The 21,963-nt window shown below is 54.2% G+C and carries 19 protein-coding genes and 4 tRNA genes; 5 read left to right on the top strand and 18 right to left on the bottom strand.

Translation table 11 applies throughout. The features are described from left to right. A complete protein-coding gene (locus OK411_RS10830) occupies window positions 1–696 on the top strand; it encodes a hypothetical protein (protein WP_264364863.1) in 696 nt (231 codons plus the stop codon). Between the two features lie 951 nt (window positions 697–1,647). On the opposite strand, the gene OK411_RS10825 is transcribed toward OK411_RS10830, so the two are convergent. Next, window positions 1,648–2,070, bottom strand: coding sequence for a hypothetical protein (locus OK411_RS10825; RefSeq protein ID WP_264364862.1), 423 nt, complete (start codon window positions 2,068–2,070; stop codon window positions 1,648–1,650). A 73-nt stretch (window positions 2,071–2,143) separates the two neighbouring features. Then, on the bottom strand, window positions 2,144–2,551 hold the full coding sequence (locus OK411_RS10820; RefSeq protein ID WP_264364861.1) for a hypothetical protein: 408 nt from the start codon (window positions 2,549–2,551) through the stop codon (window positions 2,144–2,146). An 86-nt stretch (window positions 2,552–2,637) separates the two neighbouring features. Here OK411_RS10820 and OK411_RS10815 point away from each other — a divergent pair, with 86 nt between their 5' ends. The 3 genes from OK411_RS10815 to OK411_RS10805 all read left to right on the top strand — a co-directional run bounded on the left by OK411_RS10815 (window position 2,638) and on the right by OK411_RS10805 (window position 4,189). Continuing rightward, window positions 2,638–2,859: a helix-turn-helix domain-containing protein gene (locus OK411_RS10815; RefSeq protein WP_133338783.1), complete on the top strand. Its 222-nt coding sequence runs from the start codon at window positions 2,638–2,640 to the stop codon at window positions 2,857–2,859. Between the two features lie 343 nt (window positions 2,860–3,202). Then, on the top strand, window positions 3,203–3,418 hold the full coding sequence (locus OK411_RS10810; protein ID WP_122707669.1) for a hypothetical protein: 216 nt from the start codon (window positions 3,203–3,205) through the stop codon (window positions 3,416–3,418). 132 nt (window positions 3,419–3,550) lie between these two features. Beyond that, window positions 3,551–4,189, top strand: a complete 639-nt coding sequence (locus OK411_RS10805) for a recombinase family protein (RefSeq protein WP_264364860.1) — start codon at window positions 3,551–3,553, stop codon at window positions 4,187–4,189. A 429-nt stretch (window positions 4,190–4,618) separates the two neighbouring features. Here OK411_RS10805 and OK411_RS10800 read toward each other — a convergent pair whose 3' ends face one another. The 6 genes from OK411_RS10800 to OK411_RS10775 all read right to left on the bottom strand — a co-directional run bounded on the left by OK411_RS10800 (window position 4,619) and on the right by OK411_RS10775 (window position 10,162). After that, window positions 4,619–5,602: a DNA-processing protein DprA gene (locus OK411_RS10800; RefSeq protein ID WP_264364859.1), complete on the bottom strand. Its 984-nt coding sequence runs from the start codon at window positions 5,600–5,602 to the stop codon at window positions 4,619–4,621. A 2-nt stretch (window positions 5,603–5,604) separates the two neighbouring features. After that, window positions 5,605–6,858, bottom strand: a complete 1,254-nt coding sequence (locus OK411_RS10795; RefSeq protein WP_264364858.1) for an HAD hydrolase-like protein — start codon at window positions 6,856–6,858, stop codon at window positions 5,605–5,607. A 79-nt stretch (window positions 6,859–6,937) separates the two neighbouring features. Beyond that, a complete protein-coding gene (locus OK411_RS10790) occupies window positions 6,938–8,077 on the bottom strand; it encodes a protein kinase family protein (RefSeq protein WP_264364857.1) in 1,140 nt (379 codons plus the stop codon). 522 nt (window positions 8,078–8,599) lie between these two features. After that, window positions 8,600–8,872: a hypothetical protein gene (locus tag OK411_RS10785; protein ID WP_076383924.1), complete on the bottom strand. Its 273-nt coding sequence runs from the start codon at window positions 8,870–8,872 to the stop codon at window positions 8,600–8,602. 3 nt (window positions 8,873–8,875) lie between these two features. Further along, complete coding sequence (locus OK411_RS10780; RefSeq protein ID WP_264364856.1) at window positions 8,876–9,130, bottom strand: hypothetical protein; 255 nt, start codon at window positions 9,128–9,130, stop codon at window positions 8,876–8,878. A gap of 955 nt (window positions 9,131–10,085) precedes the next feature. Beyond that, window positions 10,086–10,162 (bottom strand) — tRNA-Val (locus tag OK411_RS10775). Window positions 10,163–10,345: 183 nt separating this feature from the next. Between OK411_RS10775 and OK411_RS10770 the strand changes: the two genes are divergently transcribed. Next, window positions 10,346–11,629: an NAD(P)/FAD-dependent oxidoreductase gene (locus tag OK411_RS10770; RefSeq protein WP_041478544.1), complete on the top strand. Its 1,284-nt coding sequence runs from the start codon at window positions 10,346–10,348 to the stop codon at window positions 11,627–11,629. A 128-nt stretch (window positions 11,630–11,757) separates the two neighbouring features. Here the strand turns inward: OK411_RS10770 and OK411_RS10765 are convergent, their stop codons facing one another. The 10 genes from OK411_RS10765 to purF all read right to left on the bottom strand — a co-directional run bounded on the left by OK411_RS10765 (window position 11,758) and on the right by purF (window position 21,935). Next, the gene (locus OK411_RS10765; RefSeq protein WP_217879706.1) at window positions 11,758–12,729 is read right to left on the bottom strand and encodes an XdhC family protein; all 972 of its coding nucleotides are present in this window, start codon (window positions 12,727–12,729) and stop codon (window positions 11,758–11,760) included. A gap of 1 nt (window position 12,730) precedes the next feature. Next, window positions 12,731–13,966 carry a c-type cytochrome gene (locus OK411_RS10760; RefSeq protein WP_217879705.1) on the bottom strand — a complete coding sequence of 412 codons (1,236 nt, stop codon included), beginning with the start codon at window positions 13,964–13,966 and terminating at the stop codon, window positions 12,731–12,733. Between the two features lie 2 nt (window positions 13,967–13,968). Beyond that, window positions 13,969–14,508: a (2Fe-2S)-binding protein gene (locus OK411_RS10755; protein ID WP_123443186.1), complete on the bottom strand. Its 540-nt coding sequence runs from the start codon at window positions 14,506–14,508 to the stop codon at window positions 13,969–13,971. After that, entirely contained in the window at window positions 14,501–17,332 is a 2,832-nt protein-coding gene (locus OK411_RS10750; RefSeq protein ID WP_217879704.1) for a xanthine dehydrogenase family protein molybdopterin-binding subunit, read from the bottom strand. Before OK411_RS10750 ends, OK411_RS10755 begins: the two co-directional genes overlap by 8 nt. A 489-nt stretch (window positions 17,333–17,821) precedes the next feature. Continuing rightward, window positions 17,822–17,898 (bottom strand) — tRNA-Asp (locus OK411_RS10745). Between the two features lie 93 nt (window positions 17,899–17,991). Then, window positions 17,992–18,068: transfer RNA gene (locus tag OK411_RS10740), tRNA-Asp, on the bottom strand. 55 nt (window positions 18,069–18,123) lie between these two features. Next, a tRNA-Val gene (locus OK411_RS10735) sits at window positions 18,124–18,199 on the bottom strand. A 176-nt stretch (window positions 18,200–18,375) separates the two neighbouring features. Then, on the bottom strand, window positions 18,376–19,152 hold the full coding sequence (locus OK411_RS10730; protein WP_071171659.1) for an SDR family oxidoreductase: 777 nt from the start codon (window positions 19,150–19,152) through the stop codon (window positions 18,376–18,378). Then, the gene (locus tag OK411_RS10725; RefSeq protein WP_016773944.1) at window positions 19,149–20,360 is read right to left on the bottom strand and encodes an O-succinylhomoserine sulfhydrylase; all 1,212 of its coding nucleotides are present in this window, start codon (window positions 20,358–20,360) and stop codon (window positions 19,149–19,151) included. Before OK411_RS10725 ends, OK411_RS10730 begins: the two co-directional genes overlap by 4 nt. Before the next feature lie 69 nt (window positions 20,361–20,429). After that, window positions 20,430–21,935 (bottom strand): amidophosphoribosyltransferase, encoded by a 1,506-nt coding sequence (purF, locus tag OK411_RS10720; RefSeq protein ID WP_016773943.1) that lies wholly within the window; start codon window positions 21,933–21,935, stop codon window positions 20,430–20,432. Window positions 21,936–21,963: the final 28 nt, after the last annotated feature.

The raw sequence follows: 21,963 nt of genomic DNA, 5'->3' as shown, positions 1-21,963 counted from the left end.
ATGGAACAAAATGAACGTAAACGCATTTCAAACATGCACACCCGCATCATTGATGATGGATTGATTTTTGATTTAGTTACCGGTGAAGTGCTTGGAAACTACACCACACACGCTGTAGACCTGAAACCCCATGATTACAAACTGCCCCAGGTTGGTAAAACTTCAGCAACACACATGCGCTATGAACTTGCCCCTAAACCACGTCCTGACGTAACCGAGTACAAAGTAGAAACGTTACCGAGTGGAGTGGTTGACCTTGATTCGCAACGCAGTAAGCGCGGACCAAAGCCCAAGGTTCAACACAACCACCACGCCAACCATTTCAAAGTGGCCCATGCTGACCGTCGTGGCTGGTTTGATGATTTCATATTGGGTGCCTGTTACACAGTTGGCGGTATCAGTGGTGGTAAGTTGAACGTGAGTCCAGCACATGTACGTCGGGCTTGCTTGCTCAACGAGATCGGTACCGAGATCGTGAAACGCGTGATTCGCCTTGAAGGTCTACGCACAATGAGCGACCAGCAAGCACGACGAATCTGTCAGTGTGCAAGGTTCGCCATTGGTGGCATGGAACTCTACCTTGAACGGAATCTGACCGTGCTTCAGGAGTTACAGTTCGAAGTGGACTTCGTCGATTCGTACCATGAGGATCAGGTTGTTTACCTGAAGGTTATAGGTGGTGATTCATGGGACTGACTGGAATTTAATACGCTCGGATAAGAGAGAGCAAGGCGAACGACGGCTCTACATGGGCTCCCACAGATGATAAAAAATCTCAAATGAAAATACGTCTTGACAATGTTTACGAATAGACGTATAATTCGATTTATCGACAGGAGCGTTAGCGACTGGAGATAAATCAAACCATTATGTTAAAAGATATTATATTCTGTGCTAGCTAGCACAGTACGTATATTAGAGATATTAAGAGAAGAGAGAGGTGTAAACACCTCTAAAACAAAGAGTATTATATTTAAAGAATAACTATTCTATCGTATACGATAGGAAGTATGTATTCTGAGTACCTCAGGAAGAGAATCAAGAGCGATGGGCTGTCGCTGATCCATCTTCTAAAAGCTGTTCACCTTCGGTTCACCTTTGCGATCATGCCTTTGTATCGAGAGTTTAAAACCCTGAAGGTCATTCCTGATTGTCAATCAGATGTCAGCCTTCTGTGTGTTTTCACACAGTAATATATTTGAAGAACATTCAGGGAAGGAGAACGAAGTGGAACCAAACACCAGACCTGGAAGCTCCCACCGTTACGGTGAATACAGCATTCTCATCAATCATGCTTTTGATGGCTTACCATCGTCATTAGATGATGACTGTAACACTCCATAGTCACGCCTGAAAGCTTTTACGCACAACTTAATACCAGCACAAGCCCGTCGACTTCTGACTGCTCACGCAGCGTCAGGGGCTTTTTTGTGGGCGATAATATTTTGAAACTGCAATCAGTTATCAGGCGAGATATCAGGGTTACCACTACACCTATTATGTACAAGCTGCACACCAATGCCGCTACAGGATTGATTGCACCTGGCTTTCAGCCGTTTTCGGCACACGTTTCACTTTCTCCCTGATTCCATTTTTCACCTTAGTAATTGGGTTGAAATCAGGAAGAAAACCACCGCATCCGTGAACTCAGTACGATGAGGGACGGATGTCCAACTGGGGCTGGAAGACAACTCTGAATGTCTGGCTTTCACCGGGTTGCACCCATGTAGCCACTTCACGCTTGAAGGAACTGGAGCCACCGCACCTTCCGATTGCTTGAGGGTCAGACCCAACGCCGATTAGCCTTCTACCCGGCTTCAAATAAAAACGAGCTTTTTCATCTCCACCAATTCGCGCTACAAGCTTGCCATCGATAGAAACAGCAAATAAACAACCCGCACCATTCACGCCTCCCTCTCTGATAACGGTGACGCTAGCATCGTGCCCCTTGTCTTCCGATTGGTAGGCAAGCAGTCGATTTGCAGGTACAGGGATAGCATCTCCGGCATATGGAGGTGATGCACAGCCATTCAGAATCGCAATGGCAACAGCGGCTATCAGTGGTCGCATGAGTCCCTTCCGTTTAATCAGTGAAATACAAATATTAGATTGGTTAACACATATAGGCAGCTGTCAAAGCAAGTTACATGCTTTGCTCTCTTATGCACTTTGCTCGCTGATTTTCTGCGAACTCATGAGCAACAAGGTCAGCAAGTTCAGAACTTGCAAGCTCTACTGTGTAAGCTTCGTCGATCAGCTTGTATTGGGTTAGTCGGCTATTAAGGTTCGCTACATGGCTATCCACCATTTCTTTAAGTTTGTATTTCGGCGTGGAAAGCTGACGAAGTTCCATGGCGCTATAAGCTTGGTATTGCATTGCGTCACACAATGCCGCTACCGCTTCAGCTTCAGCTTGAGAACTCTGAGCTTGGTTGATATGCAGGCACAGAGTGCACAACAGTGCACCTGAGAAGATTCTCTTTTTTGCCCCTGCATAGCTTCCAGTATTAGCAGCCGCACGAGCATTCCTGACGAGTTCGGAGTAGTCCATGTCTACGGTGTCCCTTCGCATGTATCATTTGGTGTGTCATCAATTGGTGTGTTCACGATTAGAGCACAAAGCATCACCATTCGTGAATGCATACAAACCAAAATCTCCGAAAGAGCTTCGGAAAACGCGTTCGCGATCTACGCCACGAGCAAGGCTTCAGCCAAGAAGCATTTGCTGATAGGTGCGGCTTCGTTCGGACATACATGTCCCGCATCGAGACGGGCACGGCCAATCCCAGCCTTGAAGCTGCCAAGGTGCTTGCAGATGGACTAGGTCTATCCCTGTCCGACCTTCTACAGGGACTTTGAAGCTCTCCGCTCCACACTCGCGTGCGAGCGAGTCCGATCAATCAGGACGGACTAAGTTACCCCTCCAAAAAAACAGCGCTCAGACATAAGTGATATCAGAGCTGGTATCAGGATTGCTAACAGGGAATTCTGTACAAGCATTGGTACACCAAACCAGCTGAAGCCCTGATTAAACCTGGCTTCAGGCACCTTTAGGCTAAGCGCACTACACTCTCGCCTTGACATCCCGAATTAGTAGAAAATCTTCGAAAAAACGTAAGCAAATCGTCGTGGCCTGCGCTCCTCCGCCACATCTGGAGCAAGAGCCTTGAAGCCCATCTGCTCAACGCTCAAGGATGAAGACATGCCAGACAATACAGATGCCCACATCGCCACAGCTGACGTGCTGACACTCTTACTGCATAACCAACATGCTTTAGCAGCGGCAATCGAAGAGGTGGCCCTCTGGGCTAGAGCTACTGGCTCAAGCGAAACCCATGAGAACGCTGTAACAGCATTGGAAACTCTCGATGCCAATGCGTCTGCCATCACTGCCGGGATATTCAAGCTGCGTAGCTAATCCCTATCAAAGAAGTAGACCTATCCGGTAGTGCGAGGGCAGTCAGGGGGCGACTATCAATAAGCTATTGCGGAAAGCTATATGATCGATTTATCATTTATCTATCTAAACGAATGACAAAGGATACAAGCCATGAATGCCCACCTTTACCTTCGAGCTTCGACCAAAGACCAAGATGCCAATCGTGCAAAAGTTGCTCTTGAGCTCTTCGCTAGCGAGAAGGGGTTGAGCATCGTTGGCGTGTATTCAGAGAACATCAGCGGAACCAAGCTCAACCGCCCCCAATTGCTCGCTCTGCTCGAAACTGCCGAGAAGGGTCAAGTGCTATTGGTTGAGTCGGTAGACCGCCTGAGTCGCCTCTCACCGGCTGACTGGGACACTCTCAAGGCCACTATCAAGGCCAAGGGGTTGCGTCTTGTGGTAGCTGATCTTCCTACCAGTCACATGCTGGTTGAAGCGAAGGGAATCACTGGGCAAATCATGGATGTGATCAACAACATGCTGATTGATCTTATGGCGACCATGGCACGGCTGGATCAGGACAAGCGCGTGGAACGAATCAAGCAAGGGTTAGAGAACAAAAAACTTGCCGAACCGGATTGGAAACCATCGGGTAAGGGGCGGAATGCCACGCTGTGGGAACAGGTGAAGTCGTTGTTGGCGAATCATCCAACAATGTCTGCTGAGCAGATTGCAAAGCTCGCCGACTGTGGTGTCGCAACGGTGTACAGAATCAAACGTGACTCGCATAAGCTCACCCAGCAACGATAAACGGCTAGGCTGTGCGTCACAATCACATCAAGTTAAACGGCCTTTACGCTATCTTGCGTAACCCTCGACTGCATACCGACCATCGCACAACATCCACACGGATTTTGCAAAAATTTCAGCACTTACCCTTCTGCAAAAGGTGGGACGGTTAAATTCTCGTGACCAATATCCAAACATCCATCGGATTGGATCACTATCAAGAACGTTGAATCCCAGATTGCAAATCTGTGAATTTCAGGAGTTGTGGCGGAGTGACCGACACCTGGTGCAGACAAGCCATCAGACCAGGTCCCATCACGCCCTGTGTACGACAAGTAACTATGCCGACCAGAGGACTACTCAATAAAAAAGTATTTGCACTTAACTACTTGAATCATCTCGGCACAAATCGGACGGGCTCGACCATCGCTGGATGATTGATTACAGGGATCAAATAAGGTTGACGACAGTTTTTTGGGATTTATCTGTGTATTTTTCAAGTCCAATTATTTTTTGATAATCTTCTTTGCCCGTAATTATATGAAGTCTTTCCAAGTCCTTTATATCACACTTCAACAGATCAGATATCTCACTCGTTTTGTTTGAGGCAAATAGCATATTTGCTTGGATTTTTGATTCTTCAGCTTGTCTGTCTCTTTCAGTTGGATAAGGCACAGTAAGCCAACGGCCATATTGTAGGGCTGCGCGAGATGCATGGAGACTACCCCCTCTTATATCCGATTGAATCATAATAACACCTTGAGCAAGTCCGGCTTGCGTTCTATCCCGTTTAACAAAGTGGGCAGGGATTGCAGCGCTACCAAACCCATACTCACTTATTAATGCCCCACCGGATTCAAGGATTTCTGATGCAAGACGCTTATTACTAGATGGTGAAATTGTATGTAACCCATGGGCCAACACCGCAACAGTATGACCTCCCGCAACTAAAGCAGCTTGATGGGCAATGGTGTCACAACCCAATGCAAGCCCGCTTACAACACTCCATTGATTCTTTGCAAAGAAGTTAGTAATTCTTTCTGCGATTAATGTGCCATGAGCTGTCGGTTGCCGAGTGCCAATGATCGCGACCGACTTTTCCGGATTCAGATGAAGCTTACCTTTTACATATATTATGTAAGGGGCGTCTTTAGTAAGTCGAAGCAATGACGGATATTCGGAATCAAGTAAACTTAGAATTCGACAATTTGAAGCTTCAGCTTGGGCTATTTGATAGCGAGCCTGTTCTAACGCGGTATCCCAAGCGCCTGGCCCGTCAATTGCTTTTTGCAACTTTGAAAGCTTGTTCGCTATTCGGCCGATATCTTCAGTCAAAAAATCCGGAAAAGTTGCAATCTGATGCAAAGAAGCAGGTCCAATACCTTTAAGTAAAGATAAGCCTAGCATTTTTTCCGTTTGTTCTGAGATTACCATTATTAAACCGAAACCGCCTTTGCCAAAGAAATCAAAGTTACATCAACTGCACCAGCACTCTTCAAGTAATGCGATGCATAAAATAAAGTGGCACCTGTTGTAACCACGTCATCAATTACTATATATCGTTTTCCATTAGGTGAACACCCCGGTCGCACGACCATGTGATCCCTGACATTAATAAAACGATCTTTTGCTCCGAGATTTTCCCCGTGGTTGGAGCGCATTCCATCCGTATATGCAAAGATGTCGGAGATGAATTCTATATTAGCAGCTCCAAAAATTCCAGTGAGCGGAATAGTTGAATGTGAAAGAGCCAGTTGGTTTAAAAGATTCTCAAGGCGAGGTGTTCTTCCTGCACGAGCAGGAATCACAGTTATTATTACAGGATTGCCAAACTGAACATTTATATCTTTAGCAATAAAACGGCGTAAGCTTTCAATCCAGTGAAATGGGAAAATTGATGAGTTCTTATGGCTTTCGATTTCGTGTGAAACTGGATGCCATTTACGCCTTGCAGATAAGGAATCGTCATTTCGAAACCGTCTCCCTAGCACAGAAACTTTGATGAATTGCCTGTTGTCACCTGACTTGTCGAAGTGATTTATCACCTCTACCCTCTCCGGCAATCCAATAGGCGGAGTGGATTTATAATACTCTAGCTGTTCCAGGAGCGGCCAACCGCTTACTGGGTTTTCTAGAAAACTATTTAGCTGATCCGGATTGTTGATCACCGCATCAGGCAAGCGTTCGGTAACATAATAGTTGTCTGGAACGCGGCGGTCCGGCCATGTGGTTGTATCGGCAACGGCCCACACACCCGCTGCGTAGGCAGCGTTGATATCTACTTTACCGTCTCCTACCACTACTACTGCAGATATATCAACCACCCCTAATGAAGCCATTGCACGCTGTATTCCATCAGGTGCAGGCTTAGGATGAACAACATCTTCAGCTGTGATTATAGAGTCCCAATGAAATCCCGCATAGAATGTCGATAGGAGGGTATGCGTATAAGTCTTTGGAGCTCGCGTGAATACGCCGAGCTTGAGGTTCGGATATTTCGATCTCAACTGGTTTAGAAATTGCAGAGTGTATATGACCCGCCGGGGAATTGCTGTTGCTCTTTCGCGGAGATTGTTAATATATTCTGCCGACTGGACGCCTTTAAAAGCGTAACCGCGAAAGTCCAATTCAAGATCACTGGTTTCAATTAGAGTGTTGTCAAGATCAAATATCAATAACTGAAAATGCATCCGTGCCACCCTTAGGTTATGTATGATTATTTGTCGACCAATACTTCATTCTAAATATATCTATAGATCGCGAAGCAAATCAAAATGGTATTTCGTCAAAAGAACTAAAATCTGGCACTGGTTTCGGCTTATACTTCTCCACCGCGTCCAGCCTTGCATAAATGTTAGCCTCAATAATGTTTCTTTTCTCCCTATTGCTACTGGATAGAAGCTGCAGAAACTCCTTAATGACATTAACAGGCATTCGGTTAACTTTGCTAAAATAGTAAGCGCCGTTTACAAAGCATTTAATCACCTGTGAATTAGAAGGCACCTGATTTTCAAGCATTACACTTTTATAGGTTTTTTCCAAGCGGACAGAAAACTCATCAACTTCAAAATACTTAGCATCTGACACTATTTTCGAAATTGCTGATACTAGACTTCGTGAGAACTCCTGATAAGTCGAAATTTCTGAGCCCGAAAAAGCTACGGACTCTGTCGTATTAGTTAATGCTTCTTCCCTCACACCAGCAAAAGAGTCAGTACGCTCATGAGGTGATCGCTTCGTCATTCTTTCAACTAAAGGCGAATGATTAAAAGAAAAAATAGAGTTATCGAAAACAATCTTTTCAAATAATTTGCCGACAAAGTATACTTCAGTTGCGTGCGTATAGAGCTTGCTTTCAAATTCTAATGGAAGTTCACACCACCAGTTTAATGAAATACTCTTATCGAAATCCACGTCTTCCAGCACTTTCTTTCCAAATCCGAAATCTATAACTTTAACAACTCCGTCGTTTGTAACCATCAAATTAGATGGTCTGACATCGCGATGAAGAATATTTCGTGACTCTAGATGAGCGAAGGCATCAATTACCTGCAAGAATACTTCATTGATATTTTCAGGGTGTAGGGTCAAATATTCTTCAATATCCATTCCCTCGACGTACTCCATAAAAATATATCCACTATATTTATCTGGGTACAGCATGTAATTGAATACACGGACAACGTTAATATGGTGCAGCGAGTACAGTAGCTTTATTTCGCTAACAAAGCCTTTAAACAAAAGCTCCTTCCACTCATCCAGTAGGGGGGAGTATTTTTTACAAACAAAATACTCATCAATCACTTCATCATGTAGGAGAACTGTTTTGCCGCACGATCCTTGACCTAGTTCGGCTCGAAGCATAAAGCTTCTACCAAAGGGAAAGTGAATTTTTTTGTCAATCTCCATTTAACCCCCCCCTTATAACTTTGGTTACAACCACCAGGAGCTTATAACAGAAACTTGGCCTTTTGCTTTCGAGGCACGAATAGTCGTTGCGCATAGATGAATATATTGAATTAAAACCTTTATACTCATTGAAATAGGCGCGCTGAGACACCGTACAACCCGGAACTTCGTGAGCCTGGAAACCTGTTTGCATTCAGCAATCCTCGCCAAATGAACCTCAATGAGTACGTCTGAGAGAGTGGAGTCGGTTGACTCATCGCCTCCCTCGCATCCGCAGAAGAGTAGCAGCATACGAATGATTTCGAAATGCCATTAATACCTAGGGCATGGCTCATAGAGCGCTGCAATATCAGGTGCTGAGGCCGTCTCCAGAACCGCTACCCGATCAGGAATGATCCCGCTTTGTTTGGCTTTACGCCACAGCCATAGAAAGCCGCGTTCAGACATTAGGCTAAAGCGGATACCGCAATACAAAGCCCCGCTTCGGCGGGGCTTTGCATCACACCACGACCTTCAAAACTATTACTGCCGCCACTCTGTTGGCCCCTGCTCCCCCGGCATGACCAAAGCCTCATAATTCGAGATGCCGGCAGCACGTGCAGCCGCCGCCACTGTTGCCTTCGTGAAAGTGACCGCACTGTCTATCGTGTTACCGGGAAGGAACCACGCGGTCCACAAGGTTGTGAGCTTGTGCTTTGAATAGTTTTGACCCTTGAGATATTCGTAAAACTTAGCCCTCGCTGACTGAGTTACGTTACCGTTCAAGTCCACCGTTAAGGTTACAAAAATGGTCATGACTCAATCCCCCCGCGCTTTGTTGGCTTGAGATACGACCGAACCAGCAAGGGTCTTTGTCTCTTCGCTGTACTTCTCACTCTGAAGCACCCGACCGGCTTTCGCTTCCATCTCAGCACTCGTTTGCTTACCAGTGTTGGCTTGGGCCAACGCGGAGGCAGCGAGACTTTTGGCGATTGCAGAGGCATGAGGATCGCGGAGGGTTTCAGAGGCCAGCTTGGCCACCTTCGCGGAGGACTGCTTTGAATTACTAGGCATGACATTTTACCTTTGTAGCAAAGGATAGAATTGTCACCCCCAAGGATTGCCGACCAGCAGAGAGCTGTTGACGATCACGCCAATGTTTGGCTCAATGCAGTCCCCCTGGGGCTAACGTAATCGCTACTGTTTAGCTTTAGTTGGTGCGGATGGTTGTGATCTAAGTTGTCCAGACCGAGCACGACCATTCGCAGACTTTTCTAAGTAACTAATTCTAGGTCAGCAGCTAACGGAAACCCTATATGTAGGGGTTTTGCTCCGTTGAGATACAGGATATTGCGTTTCGTGTGACAATTGCAACGTACTACATGTGGGTAAACCAGTGCGTAAATGCATCTAAAATTCGGAACCGTCCAGCAAGCCCCGTCCCGACTGGCCCAGTACGTTTAATATTTTTTTTAGAAGGTGTGTGATCGCTGTACTGGTACACCATTTTCCCCGCCTCCCTGTCACTCTACCTCCGGTATGAATCGCTCAGCGTCCAACGCAACCGCTCATGCTCAACCTTGAGCGTGCCAAGCTCTTTGCCCGCCTGACGGCACATCGATATCAGCCCGGACAACTCCTGGTGTGCGGTCCGAAGATTCCGGCGAGTCAGCTCAAGCTCCGAGCACAACAAGTCGCATTGAGCTCCAGCAGCTCTTCATGTGAGGGCAAGCCAAGCTCAAATCCCGCCTCATCGATTAGGTCGTCTTTCATTTGGGTAGCGCCACATACTGTCCGTGCATGCACGACGGTTTGAAAAACGCTCGCTCAAGCGGGAGAAGATAGGTGGTGAAAAAGACAGGGAGATAGAGGAAGGATTGCGCATGAGAAGCGGCTGATTTGGTCGTTCACATTGCCCAGTGTGAACGGAGCCTATATTTTGTGAACGTTCTGCATGAAATCCGAAGCACAAAAAAGGGCCCACCTTTCGGTGAGCCCTTCCAGACCGCCCAGCAGAGCGGATTTTGTTTGGTAGGCGCGATTGGACTCGAACCAACGACCCCCACCATGTCAAGGTGGTGCTCTAACCAACTGAGCTACGTGCCTGCTGTGAGGCGGCATTCTACGGAATTCCGGAGGGGTGTCAACACCTTTTTTTCACCTAACCCTATGAATATGCAAAATATTTAATTTCGCCTCAGCGACGAAGAGTTTCCGGTGGCTGGCGGAGGTTTTTCAACTCGGGTAGGATCGACGCACTCGTAAAATATATTAAACAGAGGCGGCAGGATGGCGAACACCCAATACCCAGAGTCTTATTACGCTGCGTCGGCCAATGCCGTACCACCACGCCCTGTGCTGCAGGATGATGTGGAGACGGACGTCTGTGTGATCGGCGCCGGGTATACCGGGCTGTCGTCCGCCCTGTTCCTGTTGGAGAACGGTTTTCGCGTAACCGTGCTGGAAGCGGCGAAAGTCGGTTTTGGCGCCTCGGGCCGAAACGGCGGGCAGATCGTCAACAGCTATAGCCGCGACATCGACGTCATTGAACGCACGGTCGGCCCCAAGCAGGCGCAACTGCTCGGCGAAATGGCCTTTGAAGGCGGCCGGATCATTCGCGAGCGCGTGGCCAGATACAACATCCAGTGCGACCTGAAGGACGGCGGTGTATTCGCCGCCCTTTCCGCCAAACAAATGGGGCACCTGGAATCGCAAAAGCGCCTGTGGGAACGCTTCGGCCACACCCAGCTGGAATTGATGGATCAACGCCGCATCCGTGAAGTGGTGGGTTGCGATCAGTACGTCGGTGGCATGCTCGATATGAGCGGCGGCCACATCCATCCGCTGAATCTGGCGCTCGGTGAAGCGGCGGCAGTCGAGTCTCTCGGCGGCACCATCTATGAGCAATCACCTGCCGTGCGCATCGAGCGCGGCGCCAATCCGGTTGTGCATACGCCGCAAGGCAAGGTCAGGGCCAGGTTCATCATCGTCGCCGGCAACGCCTACCTCGGTAATCTGGTACCGGAACTGGCGGCCAAATCGATGCCGTGCGGTACCCAGGTGATCACCACCGAGCCGCTGGGCGATGAGCTGGCGAAGGCGCTTTTGCCGCAGGATTACTGCGTGGAGGACTGCAACTATCTGCTCGACTACTATCGCCTGACCGCCGACAAGCGCTTGATCTTCGGTGGCGGCGTGGTTTACGGCGCTCGCGATCCGGCGAACATCGAAGCGATCATCCGCCCGAAGATGCTCAAGGCTTTCCCGCAACTCAAGGATGTGAAGATCGATTACGCCTGGACCGGCAACTTCCTGTTGACCCTTTCGCGCTTGCCGCAGGTCGGGCGCCTGGGCGACAACATCTATTACTCGCAGGGCTGCAGCGGTCACGGTGTCACCTACACGCACCTGGCGGGCAAGGTCCTCGCCGAAGCGTTGCGCGGTCAGGCCGAGCGCTTCGATGCCTTTGCCGACCTGCCGCACTATCCCTTCCCCGGCGGGCAATTGCTGCGCACACCGTTTGCCGCGCTGGGTGCTTGGTATTACGGGCTGCGCGATAAGTACGGCCTATAAACACCATTGTGGCGAAGGGATTTATCCCCGTTGGGGGTGCGCAGCGCCCCCTCTTGAGCAGGAGGGAACTGCTGCGCAGTCCAACGGGGATAAATCCCCTCGCCACAGTAGATCAGCAAGGCTTAGGATCAGAGCTGATCCCGAGCGATCCCGCTGCGAATCCGCAGGATATCCGCCAGCACCGCCAGCGCAATTTCCGCCGGGGTCTTGCTGCCAAGGTTGAGGCCGATCGGCGCATGAATCCGCGCCAGCTCTGCCTCACTCAAGCCACCAATGCGGCGTAAGCGCTCGAAGCGTTTCTGCGACGTCTGCTGCGATCCCATCACACCGATGTAAAACGCCTCGGTGCGCACCGCTTCCATCATCGCCAGATCGTCGATGCGCGGATCATGGGTCAACGCCACTACCGCCGTATCGCGATGACAACCACCGTCGGCAATGAACACCGAAGGCAACTGTCGACGGATTTCCACGCTATTGAGCACCACGCCTTCAAGCACTTCATCACGCGGATCGCAGAGAATCACTTCGAAGCCAAGCCCTACCGCGAACTCGGCACAGGCCTGCGCCACACTTGAGTAGCCAGCGAGCAACAAGCGCTGTGCTGCACCGACACGAATGCGCACCCGATCGATCTCACGCTCGATCCGCGCGCCCTGCTCGCGATCAGCAAACAGAGCGCGCGCACCTTTGGCCAGATCGACTTCGCGAAGCAGACGACGTTGACCCAGCAGCGCCGACTCCAGTTCACGCAGGTGCGCCTGCACCGCGCAGTCGGCGTCAAGTTTCTCAACCAGCACATCAAGAATGCCGCCGCAAGGCAGACTGACCCGCGAGCGCGGATCATCGCCTTCGCCGTAACGCACGACGCTTACCGCTTCGAGAAACGCACCTTCGGCGACGCGCTCAAGGAAATCCTCCTCGACGCAACCGCCCGATAGCGAACCGATCCACTGCCCGCCTTCGTTCACCGCGAGCAGCGAACCCGGCGCGCGCGGTGCCGAGCCGTAAGTGGTCAGCACCGTGCACAGCCAGATTCGCTGCCCGGCCACCGACCATTCCAGCGCCCGACGCACCACTTGCAGATCGAGATGCTGCATATCAGTGGGCCCTGTGCTCGACGCTCGGCGCGTCGGCTTGCAGCTTCTGCACTTCGCTCACCGCCAGTTCAGCGCCCTGCCCGCCCCAACCCTGACGCAGGTAGTTGAGCAGATCAGTCAATTGCTCAGGACTGAGCTTTTCAGCAAAACCCGGCATCGGCTGCATGTGCTCGAACCCGGAGAACTTCTGTTCGCCGATGCCGTCCTCGATCACTCGCAACAGATTGCGCGGATCTTCCAGACGCAACGTCGTATTGCCACGCATGGCCACTGCAATGTGCGGTTTGCCTTCACCGCCAACCGCGTGACAACCGGCGCAGACGTTCAGATATTCCTGACGGCCGCGCTGGGCACTCGCGCTGAGCTTGTCCAGCGGTACTTCGACGAGCTCTTTGGCTGGTGGCGGTTGCTCGCCGAGAAGGAATGTCGCCATTGCTGCCAGATCAGCATCGCTCAGACCTTGAGTGCTGTTGTGAAACACCGGGAACATCTCGTTGAACATCGTCCCTTGCGCGCTCATGCCGTGCTTGAGAAACGTGCTCAGATCCTGCTGATTCCAGCCGCGCGCGGCCAGGTCGGTGGCCAGCAGGCTCGGCGCCAGATAACCATTGAGGATGCCGCCGGTCATGCGCTTGTCCATTTGCATCGCGCCGGGCAGGCCGCGTGGCGTATGGCATTCGCCGCAGTGACCGAGAACGTCGACCATGTACTGGCCGCGCTTCCACACCTCACTTTTGCCTTCGGCCGGTTCCAGCTTGACGTCTTTGCCGTAGAGCATGTTCCAGCCGGTCAGGCCCAGACGCACATTGAACGGAAAGCTCAGGCTGGTCACCGGTGCGGCGCGCTCGATCGGCTCGATGGTTTTCAGATACGCGTGAATCGCATCGGAATCGGCGCGCGGCATCAGGTGATACGAGGTGTACGGCATCGCCGGATACAGGTTCGCACCGTCGCGCCGCTTGCCTTCGGTCAACGCAGCGAAAAACTCATCATCACTGTACAGACCGATGCCGTGCTCTTTGCTCGGGGTGATGTTGGTGCCGTAGATCGTGCCGAATGGCGAGACGATCGGCAGGCCGCCGGCATAGGGCGCGCCACCCGGCGCGGTGTGACAAGCCATGCAGTCAGCAGCGCGAGCGAGGTATTCGCCGCGCTTGACCTGATCCTCGGCGTGGACCGCCAAAAGCGGCGCAGTCAGTCCGACCGCAAAAGTCAGGCGGGTCAGTAAACGCTTCATGCTCAACCCTCCTTGACCAGACCAAGATCGGTCAGCACGTTGCGCGTGGCGTTGTAATAACGCACGTACCCGGTGCAGCGGCAGACGTGATGGCCGAGGCTGTCCTCGATCACCTGTTCCAGCTTGCTGTGCACGGTTGGCTGACGCTGCAGCTTCTCCACCAGCACGGTGGCAGCGTTGACGAAGCCTGGCGCGCAGTAGCTGCACTGGAAGGCGAACTCGTCGACAAAGCGCTGCTGGATCGGATTGAGCTCAGTGACCTGGCCCTGCTCGTCGCGAGTGGCGTGGCCTTCGATGGTGCGGACTTTCTTGCCCTCGAAGTAGTGCGCGCCGGTGATGCAGGTGCGCACTTCTTCGCTGGTACCGTCGGGGTTATCGACGATCACCACGCAGGCGTGGCAGATCCCCTGACCGCAGCCCAGCCGCGAGCCGGTGAGGTTTTTGTATTCGTGCAGATAGTCGATCATCGGCAGGTCATCAGGGATGTCCACCGGGCCGACGGATTGACCATTGAGGGTCAGTTGAAGCGGACGGTTAGCCATTGAGGGCCTCCTTGATGCGCGCAGCGGTGATAGGCAAGTCACGAACACGTTTACCGATGGCATGCGCCACGGCGTTACCGATGGCACCGACAATCGGGATCATCACCACTTCGGCGATGCCCTTGGACGGATCGCTCGGCGACAGCGGCGGCAGAATTTCCGCGGTCTGTTTCCACACGGCAACGTGACGGGCCATCGGCAGACGATAGCGGTTGAAGTTCCAGTCACCCTCCCCCGGCCCGCCTTCGTACAGCGGCATCTCTTCCATCAGCGCATGACCAATACCCATGGCGATACCGCCTTCGAGCTGGCCCTTGACCAACTCTTCAACCAGCACCCGACCACACTCGATCCACGAATGGTGGTTGAGCACCTCGACTTCCGCCGAGCCTTTATTGACCTTCAACTCGACCAGCGTCGCGACCGGGCTGTAATAGGTCACGGCAGCGTTGTTCAACTGCACTACCGGGTAGTTGACGTTCTGCCGATCGAGCAGGTGGAAGCCGGCGCTGTTCATCTGCGCTTTCTTCGCTTGCGGCGCGCCATCGCCATATTTCACCGCCAGACCGTCGAGCGGCAGACGCTCGCGCACGCCGTCGATGCTGTATTCAGCCTCGGCCCAGCTCCAGCGGTTGAAACCGTGCACCGTGGCGCCTGTCACCAGACCGCGTTCATGGGCGCGCTTGGCCAGCTCTTCGAAGCTCAGCGGTTGCATGCCGTTGGCGGTCAGCTTGCCGTCGACCCAATGCGCATCTTCGCGGCGCACTACGTAAGGGTTGGCCTGGCCGCCGTACGGACCCTGGCGCCAGATCTCCAGCGCCGCCGGCCACAAACCGTGGTTGAACAGCACCCGCGCCGCTTCACGGGTCGCGTGGCTGAAGTAATAGGCGGAGTTGGTCGCCGAAGACGCCGACGCCAACTTGCCGACCCAGCGCGGATTGCGCAGCAGATTGTCCTGCTCGGCCTGACTCATGATGTACGGGTTGCCGCTGGTGATCAGCTGCATTTCCTGCCACTCGGTTTCGCCGGTCTTCACCTCGTGCGCCGGGCTGCCGAGGAAATCGGCGACGACCAAGGCTTGCGAAGTGGACATGCCGGTGCCGATTTCGATGCCGATGTGGCGCAGAGTGATGCGCCCGTCCGCGGTGAATTGGATGCTGGCCATCGGCGCTTCGGAGCCGGTGCCGAAGTCTTTCTGGCAGATAGCGAAACCGACGCCGTACCAGTTATCCGGGTCTGCCGCTTCGCGTTGCCGCTTGATCGTGTCGCGGTTTTTCCAGACTTCGTGCACCGAGGCCTTGTCGAGAATTTCATGCAGGCGCAGTGCACCGGCCGGGATTGCGCCCTGGGTGTTTTTCATGCCGGAACGCAGGGCATTCCTGCGGCGCAAATCGATGGCGTCGACACCCAGGCGATTGGCGATCTCGTCGACCATCATTTCGGTCGCCGCCATGCTTTGCAGGGTGCCGTAACCGCGCATCGAGCCCGCCTCGACCGCGCGCGAGTGATACGCGGTGACTTGCAGGTCGTTCTGCGGCATGTAATAGATCGACTGCGCAGCCGTGGCGCCAACCGCCGCCACCGATGGGCTGTAGTTGACCCGACCGCCGCCGTCGACGCTCATTTCCGCGCGGAAAATCTTGAAGGTGTAGTCATTCTTGTCCACGGCCAACTGGTAGCGGATGTCGAACGGGTGACGCTTGATGCCGCTCTGGAACTGCTCGTAGCGGTCGTTGGCCAGACGCACCGGCACACCGGCGCCGTACAGCGCAGCCAGGGCTGCGTAGTAGACAAAAATGTTGTGGTCTTTGGAGCCATAGCCGACGGTATAGCCCGGGTGCATGTTGAGATTGGCCAGGCCGAAACGCGACGGCCCGATCATCTTCGCGGTCTCGGTCGCGACTTCCAGCGGGCATTGCGTCGCCACGACGAAATGCAGAGTTTTGGTTTTCGGGTCGTACCAGCCGTTGCCGTTGTCTGGCTCGAGGGCGGCCGGTTCGATCGACGGCGTCTTGTAGCGCTCATCGAACACCAGCCAGTTGTCTGGCGGCGTGTCGATTTCCTGCTTCATGCGGTCGGCGTAGAACAGGCCGCGCTCGGTGAGGTTGCCATGCAGGTTCGGCGATGCATTCCAGACTGGACGGCGGTTCTTCAGCATCGGGAACAGGATCGAATCCTTGAGGCTGGCGAACTCGTCTTCGTCCGCCGAGGTCGCGCCACCGACGCGCACGTAGCGGAAGCTGCCGTAGGGGTCGCCTTCGTAGAACGGCACCTTGGCGCCGTAACGAATCGCTTTGTCATTGAATTTGAGTTGATTCTTGGCCTGACGGAAACGCTCGAAGTCGTTCCAGATCAGAATCGCTACCGGGTGACCGATGAACATCGGCACTTTGCCTTCCGGCAGCAATGGATCAGGCGCGTGCTCTTCGGGGAAGACGATACCGTCCTTGTCCAGATCGGCAGCGGTAACGATGCGGTCCGGCTGCAGATCAGCGCCGAGCCACGACAGGTCATAGCCTGCGTAGATGCGGTCGGCCTTGATGGTTTTCAGCAGCATGGCGTGGCCTTGTTGCTCAGGCCAGCCAGGCATGTCCTTGGCGCGGATGTCGCGGGCAAACACCTTGCTGCCGCAGACCTTGGACAAGGCATCGTTACGTTGCCGCGCCTTGCCGTTATTGCCGAGCCATTTCTCGGACGGCACGGTGACGCTGTTTTCCATCAAGGCAGCCAGCGCCTGACTGCTGAGCGGCGTAAGCGTAACGCTCACACCCGCCACCAGCCCGCCCTGGAGGAACGAGCGCCGGGATATTTCACGGTTGGACATGGATCATCCTCTGGGCGGTTATAGGTCCGCCCTTGTGGTTATCTACTGGGGATCTCGAGTCGTGCAGAAGCTCTTTCTGGCGAAGCAAAGAGCTGTGTTGACAGTGCAAAGCTGACCGAAAGGTTAACTTTAAAGGTTTCTGCGCCCACAGCAAACAACCAGTTACAAAAACCTGACGAAATAATCAAAAAAATCAATGCGACGTGGCACCGCATCCGATCCGCCGAGATGACAGAGCGTGCCTATGGGGGAGTGAGCCTGCTCGCGAAAGCGTTTTCCAGGCAATACAGATTTTGAATGTGCCGACGCTTTCGCGAGCAGGCTCGCTCCCACAGGGATTCGCATGGACTTAAGGAGAGAGGAAGAGGAATAACCAAATTTCAGACACAAAAAACCCCGGTCTTTCGACCAGGGTCTTTGCTATCGATCCGATTCAGCCGATGGCTGGTTTCGGCGCTTCAAGGCGTTCAGTGGTCCTTGAAACAGATATGGCGCAGCGGACGGGACTCGAACCCGCGACCCCCGGCGTGACAGGCCGGTATTCTAACCGACTGAACTACCGCTGCGTATCGCTTTGAGCTTGCGCTCAAGTAACTCGTGTTGATTGCCGGCTTCGGTGCCTGGCAATCGCGAATCAGATGAATCTGACTCGTAAAATATGGCGCAGCGGACGGGACTCGAACCCGCGACCCCCGGCGTGACAGGCCGGTATTCTAACCGACTGAACTACCGCTGCGCGTCGGTGCAGGCACTTTCAGCCTACTCTCTTGCTTGCGCAAGCTTCTCGGGAGTGGTGGGTGATGACGGGATCGAACCGCCGACATTCTGCTTGTAAGGCAGACGCTCTCCCAGCTGAGCTAATCACCCGTTTGCATCTCCGAGGCCGCGAAATTTACGCAGGTGGCGAAGCTAAGTCAATAGCAGGATTGGAGTTTTTTTCAAAAACGGGTTTTAGCTGCAAGCTGCAAGCTCCAAGAAAAAGCAGGATCACCTAAAGCAGGCACACCAGCGTCTTGCTTTAGCTTGCAGCTTGCAGCTGCCTTTCACTGCTCGTAGATCATCTTCTTGGTCATGCCGCCATCGACGACAAATTCCTGGCCGGTGACAAATCCGGCATTCCTCGACAGCAACCACGCCACCATCGCCGCCACGTCCTCGACAGTCCCTACCCTGCCCGCCGGATGCTGAGCATGATCGGCATCGGCCAAAGGTTCGGCGCGACGCACCGAGGGATCACGGGCATCGATCCAGCCCGGACTGACTGCGTTCACGCGGATTTCCGGTCCAAGGCTGATTGCCAGCGCATGGGTCAGCGCCAACAGCCCGCCCTTGCTCGCAGCGTAGGCCTCGGAGTCCGCCTCCGACTGTCGCGCGCGGGTCGAGGCCAGATTGACGATCGAACCGTTGTGCGCACGCAGATAAGGCGCACAGTGCTTGGCCAGCAACATCGGCCCGCTCAGATTCACCGCCAGCACCCGATTCCAATACGCCAGATCGAGGCTTTCCAAGGTGATGTTGTGCGGATCGGCGACCGCCGCGTTGCAGACCAATGCATCAAGGCGACCAAACTGCCCCAATACCTCGGCCACGCCCAGCGCGACCTGATTTTCGTCGGCGACGTCCATGGCGATGAACCAGGCGTTCTCGCCCAGCACCTTCGCCACTTTCGAACCACGCACCCGATCAAGATCGGTCAGCACCACCTGCCAGCCTTCGCTGATCAGCCAAGCGGCGATTCCGAGGCCAATACCGCGCGCAGCCCCGGTGACCAGCGCCACGCGGCCATGGGTGTTGGCCGCGGGTGTGGACAACTCGATCACAATGCCGCCAGACCGCGCGCCAGATCAGCTTGCAGGTCAGCCACGTCTTCCAGACCGACCGCAACGCGGATCAGACTGTCACGAATGCCTGCCGCTTCACGCTCCTGTGGCGCCAGACGGCCGTGGGAGGTGGTGCTTGGATGGGTGATCGTGGTTTTGCTGTCGCCGAGGTTGGCGGTGATCGAAATCAACCGCGTGGCATCGATAAAGCGCCAGGCGCCTTCTTTGCCGCCCTTGACCTCGAAGCTGACCACCGCACCAAAACCCTTCTGCTGGCGCTGGGCCAACTCGTGCTGCGGATGGCTCTTGAGGCCGGCGTAATGGACTTTCTCGATGCCGTCCTGCTGCTCCAGCCATTCGGCCAGCGCCTGAGCGTTGGCGCAATGCGCCTTCATGCGCAGGTTGAGGGTCTCGAGGCCTTTAAGGAAGATCCACGCGTTGAACGGGCTGAGGGTCGGCCCGGCGGTCCGCAGGAAACCCACCACTTCTTTCATCTGCTCACCGCGACCGGCGACAACGCCGCCCATGCAGCGGCCCTGACCGTCGATGAACTTGGTCGCCGAGTGCACGACAATATCCGCGCCAAGCTTCAGCGGCTGCTGCAACGCCGGGGTGCAGAAGCAGTTGTCGACCACCAGCTGCGCGCCCTTGGCATGAGCGATTTCAGCCAGCGCGGCGATATCCACCAGCTCGGCCAACGGGTTGGACGGCGACTCGACAAAGAGCAGTTTGGTGTTGGACTTGATCGCCGCATCCCAGGCCGACAGATCGGCCAGCGGTACGTAATCGACTTCGACACCGAAGCGCTTGAAATACTTCTCGAAGAGGCTGATGGTCGAGCCGAACACGCTGCGCGACACCAGCACATGATCGCCAGCACTGCATAGGCTCATCACCACCGCCATGATCGCGGCCATGCCGGTGGCCGTGGCAACGGCTTGCTCGGCGCCTTCCAGCGCAGCAATGCGCTCTTCGAATGCGCGCACGGTCGGGTTGGTATAACGCGAGTAGACGTTACCCGGCACTTCACCGGCAAAGCGCGCCGCCGCATCGGCAGCGGTGCGGAACACGTAGCTGGAAGTGAAGAACATCGGATCACCGTGTTCGCCTTCCGGCGTGCGGTGCTGACCGGCACGGACGGCCAGGGTATCGAACGCTACGCCTTCGAGGTCGCTGTCCAGCCGACCGGCATCCCATTCCTGACTCATGCTGTCTCTCCTTTGTTCACGAACAATAAATATCAGATACAAAACCGGCCCCTCAGGGCCGGTGGAAACTCAGTTGTTGTACAGATCGATGATCGCACTGACTGCCTGGGTCTTGACCTTCGAGGCATCGTTGCGCGCCTGTTCGATCTTGTTCAGGTAAGCCTCGTCGACGTCACCGGTCACGTACTTGCCGTCGAACACTGCGCAATCGAAGTGTTCGATCTTGATCTTGCCGCCACCGACCGCTTCGATCAAGTCAGGCAGGTCCTGATAGATCAGCCAGTCAGCGCCGATCAGGTCGGCCACGTCCTGAGTCGAACGGTTGTGCGCGATCAGTTCGTGGGCGCTCGGCATGTCGATACCGTACACGTTCGGGAAGCGCACCGCAGGTGCCGCCGAGCAGAAGTAGACGTTTTTCGCGCCGGCTTCGCGGGCCATCTGGATGATCTGCTTGCAAGTGGTGCCGCGCACGATCGAGTCATCGACCAGCATGACGTTCTTGCCGCGGAATTCCAGCTCGATGGCGTTGAGCTTCTGGCGTACCGACTTCTTGCGCGCAGCCTGGCCCGGCATGATGAAGGTGCGACCGATGTAACGGTTCTTGACGAAGCCTTCGCGGAATTTCACGCCCAGGTGATTGGCCAGTTCCAGCGCAGCGGTACGGCTGGTGTCCGGAATCGGGATGACCACGTCGATGTCGTGCTCAGGACGCTCACGCAGGATTTTCTCGGCGAGTTTCTCGCCCATGCGCAGACGTGCTTTGTACACCGACACGCCGTCGATGATCGAATCCGGACGCGCCAGGTAGACGTGTTCGAAGATGCACGGGGTCAGGGACGGGTTGGTTGCGCACTGACGGGTGTGCAGCTTGCCATCTTCGGTGATGTACACCGCTTCGCCTGGCGCGAGATCGCGGATCAGGGTGAAACCGAGCACGTCCAGGGAAACGCTTTCCGAGGCGATCATGTACTCGACGCCTTCGTCGGTGTGACGCTGGCCAAACACGATCGGCCGAATGCCGTGCGGGTCGCGGAAACCGACGATGCCGTAACCGGTGACCATCGCCACAACGGCGTAACCACCCACGCAGCGGTTGTGCACGTCGGTCACGGCGGCGAACACGTCTTCTTCGGTCGGCTGCAGCTTGCCGCGCTGGGCCAGCTCGTGGGCGAACACGTTGAGCAGCACTTCCGAGTCGGAACTGGTGTTGACGTGACGCAGATCGGATTCGTAGATCTCTTTGGCCAACTGTTCAACGTTGGTCAGGTTACCGTTGTGCGCCAGGGTGATGCCGTACGGCGAGTTTACGTAGAACGGCTGGGCTTCGGCCGACGTCGAGCTGCCGGCAGTCGGGTAACGGACGTGGCCGATACCCATGTGGCCGACCAGACGCTGCATGTGACGCTGCTGGAACACGTCACGTACCAGGCCATTATCCTTGCGCAGGAACAACCGGCCATCATGGCTGGTCACGATACCGGCAGCGTCCTGGCCGCGGTGCTGGAGCACGGTTAGCGCGTCATACAGCGCCTGATTGACGTTCGACTTACCGACGATACCGACGATGCCACACATGCGACGCAACCCCTACTTAATGGATCTG

Source organism: Pseudomonas sp. RG1 (genome assembly GCF_025910115.1).
GTDB lineage: Bacteria > Pseudomonadota > Gammaproteobacteria > Pseudomonadales > Pseudomonadaceae > Aquipseudomonas > Aquipseudomonas atacamensis.
Note: the sequence above shows the minus strand (reverse complement) of the source record. Positions and strands in the feature narration are given on the sequence as shown.